The organism is Streptomyces sp. NPDC054813 (assembly GCF_053611365.1).
This window is the reverse complement of record NZ_JBSHAF010000014.1, coordinates 5,159-11,450: the sequence shown is the minus strand read 5'-3', so window position 1 is coordinate 11,450 and position 6,292 is coordinate 5,159. Positions and strand designations below refer to the sequence as shown.

The following is a 6,292-nucleotide window of genomic DNA, read 5'->3' as shown; positions in this document are numbered from 1 at the left end:
TCCGCGGCGGGGCCGGGGCCCGGCGGGGCCGGGCGGCCGCGGCCGGGCGCGGCGCGCGCGGGCGGCCGCCCCGGCCCCCCCCCCCCCCCCACAACCGGGCCGTCGGTCACTGGGCGGCCAGGCCGCCGTTGCGCTCGTTCGGCTCCAGGTCGAACTCACCGTCCCGCGCACCCAGCACGAAGGCCCGCCACTCCGCCTCCGTGTACCGCAGCACGGTGTCGGGGTCGAGCGACGACCGCATGGCCACGGCACCCTCGGGCAGGTAGGCGATCTCGACCCGCTCCTCGTCCTGCTCGGTGCCGGGCGCGCAGTGCCACTCGACACCCGAGATGTCGAGCGCGTAGAGCTCGTCCCGCTCCCGCTCCTTGCGCGCCTTCATCTCCTCAGCCGTCTCGCTCATCCCGCGGCGACCCCTTCCCGGCGACGTACGTACCCTGTGACGGTCACACTACTGGCGGTCGCGCCGCCGTCGGCTTTCTCGCACGGTCCGGGACCGTCCGGGACATTCTCGTACTCCGGCACTGGTACCCTGGTCGACGGCCGTTTGTGTACGCACCCCCGGAGTCCCCCGTGGACCCCTGAGGCCGCGCCCAGCGGATCCCCGCCTCCCGAGTAACGGAAGCTCCCCCGAGACAAAGACCGGGGGCACTCGGTGGCGACTCAATGACTACGAGGAGTACGCGTGTCGCTCGACGCCGCTACGAAGAAGCAGATCATCACCGAGTTCGGTACCAAGGAGGGCGACACCGGCTCCCCCGAGGTCCAGGTCGCCATGCTGTCGCGTCGGATCTCCGACCTGACGGAGCACCTCAAGGTCCACAAGCACGACCACCACTCCCGTCGTGGTCTGCTGATCCTGGTCGGTCAGCGCCGTCGCCTCCTGCAGTACCTGGCGAAGAAGGACATCCAGCGCTTCCGTGCGCTGGTCGACCGCCTGGGCATCCGCCGCGGTGCGGCGGGCGCCAAGTAACACGCCGTGAAGGGAGCGGTTCCCGGAGAGACCCGGGACCGCTCCCTTTGCCGTACGTGCGGAAACGTGCGGAGTGTCACTCACGCTTTGTAGTGTGGTAGCACAACGCAATACGCACGACACAGCACGACAACGAACAAGGAGAAGCGCACCCAAGCCGCCGCCGGTCCTCGGTAGTGGCCCCCGGGGGGAAGCGAGCCCCGGGTGCTTCGATCGAAGACCGGCCCGCACAGCACGGCGCGCTTCTCCGGGACCGTCCCCCTGCCACACGGGCAGATCGGGACAAAAGACGTAACGCAGACGAAAGTAACGGAGAAAACGCTAGTGGAGAACGAGACCCACTACGCCGAGGCCGTCATCGACAACGGCACCTTCGGCACCCGCACCATCCGCTTCGAGACGGGCCGCCTGGCCAAGCAGGCCGCCGGCTCCGCCGTGGCGTACCTGGACGACGACACCATGGTGCTGTCGGCCACCACCGCCTCCAAGAACCCCAAGGACCAGCTCGACTTCTTCCCCCTCACGGTGGACGTCGAGGAGCGCATGTACGCGGCCGGGAAGATCCCCGGTTCCTTCTTCCGCCGTGAGGGCCGGCCGAGCGAGGACGCGATCCTCACCTGCCGCCTGATCGACCGCCCGCTGCGCCCGTCCTTCAAGAAGGGCCTGCGCAACGAGATCCAGGTCGTCGCCACCATCATGGCGCTCAACCCCGACCACCTGTACGACGTCGTCGCGATCAACGCCGCGTCCGCGTCCACCCAGCTGGCCGGTCTGCCCTTCTCCGGCCCGATCGGCGGCGTCCGCGTCGCACTGATCAACGGCCAGTGGGTCGCGTTCCCGACGCACACCGAGCTCGAGGACGCCGTCTTCGACATGGTGGTCGCCGGTCGCGTCCTGGAGGACGGCGACGTCGCGATCATGATGGTCGAGGCCGAGGCCACCGAGAAGACCATCCAGCTGGTCCAGGGCGGCGCCGAGGCGCCGACCGAGGAGGTCGTCGCCTCCGGTCTGGACGCCGCGAAGCCCTTCATCAAGGTGCTCTGCAAGGCCCAGGCCGACCTCGCCGCGAAGGCCGCCAAGCCGACCGGCGAGTTCCCGATCTTCCTCGACTACCAGGACGACATCCTGGAGGCGCTCTCCGCCGCCGTCCGCCCGGAGCTCGCCTCCGCGCTGACCATCGCCGGCAAGCAGGAGCGCGAGGCCGAGCTGGACCGCGTCAAGGGTCTGGCCGCCGAGAAGCTGCTCCCGGAGTTCGAGGGCCGCGAGAAGGAGATCTCCGCCGCGTACCGCTCGCTGACCAAGCAGCTGGTCCGCGAGCGCGTGATCAAGGAGAAGAAGCGCATCGACGGCCGCGGTGTCACCGACATCCGCACCCTGGCCGCCGAGGTCGAGGCCATCCCGCGCGTGCACGGTTCCGCCGTGTTCGAGCGTGGCGAGACCCAGATCCTGGGCGTCACCACCCTCAACATGCTCCGGATGGAGCAGCAGCTGGACACCCTTTCCCCGGTGACCCGCAAGCGCTACATGCACAACTACAACTTCCCGCCGTACTCCACCGGCGAGACCGGCCGCGTCGGCTCCCCGAAGCGCCGCGAGATCGGCCACGGCGCCCTCGCCGAGCGCGCCCTGGTCCCGGTCCTGCCGACCCGCGAGGAGTTCCCCTACGCGATCCGCCAGGTGTCCGAGGCGCTCAGCTCGAACGGCTCGACCTCCATGGGCTCGGTCTGCGCCTCCACCATGTCGCTGCTGAACGCCGGTGTGCCGCTGAAGGCCCCGGTCGCCGGTATCGCCATGGGTCTGATCTCCCAGGAGATCGACGGCGAGACGCACTACGTCAGCCTCACCGACATCCTCGGTGCGGAGGACGCCTTCGGTGACATGGACTTCAAGGTCGCCGGCACCAAGGAGTTCGTCACCGCCCTCCAGCTCGACACCAAGCTGGACGGCATCCCGGCCTCCGTCCTGGCCGCCGCCCTCAAGCAGGCCCGGGACGCCCGCCTCCACATCCTCGACGTGATGATGGAAGCGATCGACAAGCCGGACGAGATGTCCCCGAACGCCCCGCGGATCATCACCGTCAAGATCCCCGTGGACAAGATCGGTGAGGTCATCGGCCCCAAGGGCAAGATGATCAACCAGATCCAGGAGGACACCGGCGCCGAGATCACCATCGAGGACGACGGCACGATCTACATCGGCGCCTCCGACGGCCCGGCCGCCGAGGCCGCCCGTGCCACGATCAACGGCATCGCCAACCCGACGATGCCCGAGGTCGGCGAGCGCTACCTGGGCACGGTCGTGAAGACGACCACCTTCGGTGCGTTCGTCTCCCTGCTGCCCGGCAAGGACGGTCTGCTGCACATCTCGCAGATCCGCAAGCTGGCCGGCGGCAAGCGCGTGGAGAACGTCGAGGACGTCCTCGGTGTGGGCCAGAAGGTCCAGGTCGAGATCGCCGAGATCGACTCCCGCGGCAAGCTCTCCCTCATCCCCGTGGTCGAGGGCGAGGAAGAGGCTTCCTCCGAGGACGCAAAGGACGACACCGACAAGTGACGTCGAGCAGCTCCACGACGACGGCCCGCACCTCTTCGGAGGCGCGGGCCGTCGCCCGTACCCAAACCCTGATCAAGGGCGAGAACGGCATCGGCACGGTCCGTAAGACCACCCTCCCCGGTGGCCTGCGTATCGTCACCGAGACCCTGCCCTCGGTGCGCTCCGCGACCTTCGGTATCTGGGCCCACGTCGGCTCCCGCGACGAGACCCCGGCCCTGAACGGCGCCACGCACTACCTGGAGCACCTGCTCTTCAAGGGCACCACGCGGCGCTCCGCCCTCGACATCTCCTCCGCCATCGACGCGGTCGGCGGCGAGATGAACGCGTTCACGGCGAAGGAGTACACGTGCTACTACGCGCGCGTGCTCGACACCGACCTGCCGCTCGCGATAGATGTCGTCTGCGACATGCTGACCGGCTCGCTGATCCTCGAGGACGACGTCAACGTCGAGCGGGGCGCGATCCTCGAAGAGATCGCCATGACCGAGGACGACCCGGGCGACTGCGTGCACGACCTGTTCGCGCACACCATGTTCGGCGACAACGCCCTCGGCCGCCCGGTCCTCGGCACGGTCGACACGGTCAACGCCCTCACCGCCGACCGCATCCGCCGCTTCTACAAGAAGCACTACGACCCCACCCACCTGGTGGTCGCGGCGGCCGGCAACATCGACCACAACAAGGTCGTACGACAGGTCCGCGCGGCCTTCGAGAAGGCCGGCGCCTTCCGGACCGCCGAGGCGGCCCCCATCGGCCCGCGAGACGGCAGCCGTACCATCCGCACCTCCGGCCGCGTCGAACTCCTCGGCCGCAAGACCGAACAGGCGCACGTCGTCCTCGGCATGCCCGGGCTGCCCCGCACCGACGACCGCCGCTGGGCGCTCGGCGTGCTCAACACCGCCCTCGGCGGCGGCATGTCCTCCCGGCTCTTCCAGGAGGTCCGCGAGAAGCGCGGCCTGGCCTACAGCGTGTACTCGTACACCTCGGGCTTCGCCGACTGCGGCCTGTTCGGCGTGTACGCCGGCTGCCGGCCCTCGCAGGTCCACGACGTCCTCAAGATCTGCCGGGACGAACTGGACCAGGTCGCCGAACACGGGCTGCCGGACGAGGAGATCGGCCGCGCCGTCGGCCAGCTCCAGGGCTCGACGGTGCTCGGCCTGGAGGACACCGGCGCGCTGATGAACCGCATCGGCAAGAGCGAGCTGTGCTGGGGCGAGCAGATGTCCGTCGACGACATGCTGGCCCGGATAGCCGCGGTGACCCCGGACGAGGTCCGCTCCGTCGCCCGCGACATCCTGGGACAGCGCCCGTCGCTGTCGGTCATCGGCCCGCTCAAGGACAAACAGGCCGCACGCCTGCACGACGCCGTCGCCTGACACACACCGGTAAGGAACGAAGAAGATGAGCAAGCTGCGCGTGGCGGTCCTCGGCGCCCGGGGCCGTATCGGTTCCGAGGCGGTCAAGGCGGTCGAGACCGCCGAGGACATGGAACTGGTCGCCGCCCTCGGCCGGGGCGACAAGCTGGAGGCGCTGGCCGAGTCCGGCGCCCAGGTCGCGGTCGAACTGACCACGCCCGCCTCGGTGATGGGCAACCTCGACTTCTGTGTGCGCCACGGCATCCACGCCGTCGTCGGTACGACGGGCTGGACCGACGAGCGCCTCGCGCAGCTGGCGGGCTGGCTGGACCAGTCCCCGGAGACCGGCGTGCTCATCGCCCCGAACTTCTCCATCGGCGCCGTGCTCACGATGAAGTTCGCGCAGATCGCCGCGCCCTGGTTCGAGTCGGTGGAGGTCGTCGAGCTCCACCACCCGAACAAGGCCGACGCCCCCTCCGGCACCGCCACCCGCACCGCCCAGCTCATCGCCGAGGCCCGACGCGCGGCCGGCACCGCCCAGGCCCCGGACGCGACCGTCACCGCATTGGACGGCGCACGCGGCGCCGACGTCGACGGAATCCCCGTCCACGCCGTCCGCCTGCGCGGCCTCCTGGCCCACCAGGAGGTCCTGCTGGGCGGCGAGGGTGAGACCCTCACCATCCGCCACGACTCCCTGCACCACAGCAGCTTCATGCCGGGCATCCTGCTCGGCGTCCGCCGCGTGGTCACCGCTCCGGGCCTGACCTTCGGCCTGGAAAACTTCCTGGACCTGGGCTGATACGAGACCTCTGACATGCGCGCGAAGCTCTCCTACGCCCTCACGGCCGCCGTCCTGGTCTTCTACTTCGTCCTGGTCGGCAGCCGGGGCGTGATGCTCATCCAGACCGGCACGGTCCTCACCGTCACCTTCGGGGTGGCGGTGCTGATCCTGCCGGTCATCGGCGTGTGGTTCCTGTGGAAGAACACCCAGTTCGTCCGCCGCGCCAACGCCCTCGCCGCCGAACTCGATGCCGAGGGCGGCCTGCCCGTGGACGAACTGAAGCGCACCCCCGGCGGTCGCATCGACCGGGACTCCGCCGACGAGGTCTTCGCCAAGCGCAAGGCCGAGACCGAGGCCGCCCCCGACGACTGGCGCAGCTGGTTCCGGCTCGCCGTCGCCTACCACGACGCCCGCGACACCCCGCGCGCCCGCAAGGCGATGCAGCGCGCCATCGCCCTGCACGACGGCAGGCCGGTGGAGGCCTGAACGGCAGCCCGCACAGACGGCAGGGGGGGGGGGGGGGGTGTGGGGCGGCCCCCCCCCCCACCCAGCCCGCCCCCCCCCCCCCCCCCCCCCCCACACCCCCCCCCCCCCCACCCCCCCCCCCCCCCCCCAAAAACAACCACACACCCCCCC

6 protein-coding genes are annotated in these 6,292 nt (G+C 70.2%); 5 read left to right on the top strand and 1 reads right to left on the bottom strand.

Features of this window, described 5'->3' with window-relative positions; all coding sequences use genetic code 11:
- Positions 1-106 precede the first annotated feature (106 nt).
- A complete protein-coding gene (locus ACWGJB_RS27130; protein WP_123973668.1) occupies positions 107-400 on the bottom strand; it encodes a DUF397 domain-containing protein in 294 nt (97 codons plus the stop codon).
- A gap of 282 nt (positions 401-682) precedes the next feature.
- Here ACWGJB_RS27130 and rpsO point away from each other — a divergent pair, with 282 nt between their 5' ends.
- From rpsO to ACWGJB_RS27105, 5 genes are all read left to right on the top strand, one after another.
- Positions 683-970 (top strand): 30S ribosomal protein S15, encoded by a 288-nt coding sequence (gene rpsO / locus ACWGJB_RS27125; protein WP_089098391.1) that lies wholly within the window; start codon positions 683-685, stop codon positions 968-970.
- A gap of 324 nt (positions 971-1,294) precedes the next feature.
- On the top strand, positions 1,295-3,520 hold the full coding sequence (locus ACWGJB_RS27120) for a polyribonucleotide nucleotidyltransferase (protein ID WP_384491472.1): 2,226 nt from the start codon (positions 1,295-1,297) through the stop codon (positions 3,518-3,520).
- On the top strand, positions 3,517-4,896 hold the full coding sequence (locus ACWGJB_RS27115) for a M16 family metallopeptidase (protein ID WP_453382696.1): 1,380 nt from the start codon (positions 3,517-3,519) through the stop codon (positions 4,894-4,896). The genes ACWGJB_RS27120 and ACWGJB_RS27115 overlap by 4 nt, the downstream gene beginning before the upstream one ends.
- A 25-nt stretch (positions 4,897-4,921) precedes the next feature.
- The gene (gene dapB, locus ACWGJB_RS27110) at positions 4,922-5,674 is read left to right on the top strand and encodes a 4-hydroxy-tetrahydrodipicolinate reductase (RefSeq protein ID WP_453382695.1); all 753 of its coding nucleotides are present in this window, start codon (positions 4,922-4,924) and stop codon (positions 5,672-5,674) included.
- A 15-nt stretch (positions 5,675-5,689) separates the two neighbouring features.
- Positions 5,690-6,142 carry a hypothetical protein gene (locus ACWGJB_RS27105; protein WP_450768566.1) on the top strand — a complete coding sequence of 151 codons (453 nt, stop codon included), beginning with the start codon at positions 5,690-5,692 and terminating at the stop codon, positions 6,140-6,142.
- The last annotated feature ends 150 nt before the right edge of the window (positions 6,143-6,292 follow it).